This window comes from Bradyrhizobium sp. 18BD (assembly GCF_054185225.1).
On the sequence record NZ_JAVAYL010000145.1, the window covers coordinates 1 to 489 of the forward strand.

The 489-nt window shown below is 66.9% G+C and carries 1 pseudogene; it reads left to right on the forward strand.

Annotation, left to right across the window (positions count from 1 at the left end):
• Nucleotides 1–489, forward strand: a pseudogene (locus tag RAD16_RS40805) (TonB-dependent siderophore receptor); the annotation flags it as partial.

Consider the following 489-nt stretch of genomic DNA (forward strand, 5'->3'; position numbering starts at 1 on the left):
GGTCCGGTCGAGGGCTCGAACGGAACGCTCGCCTATCGCCTCACCGGCGTGGTGCGCCAGTCGGACACCTTCCTGCCCGGCGCCACGGACGACCGCATCAACATCGCGCCCGCCTTCACCTGGAAACCCTCGGCGGACACCACCTTCACCCTGCTCACCGAGTTCCAGAGGTCCCAGCTGCCGGGCACGGCGGCCTTCTACAACTTCTCCGGCTTCCGGGTGTCGCGGCTCTATTTCGGCGACGGGGCCTTCAACGCCTTCACGCAGAACCAGTACCGGATCGGCTACGCCTTCGAGCACCACTTCTCGCCGGACCTGATCTTCCGGCAGAACTTCCGCTACTACGGCGTCGACGGCGACTTCCCCTACGTGACGATCGACTCGATCACCGGGCTCACCGCGCAGCGCTCCACGGGCTTCTTCCGCGAAAGCCTGCAGTCGGTGGCCGTGGACACGCAGCTCGAGGCCCATATCGCGACCGGGCCCGTC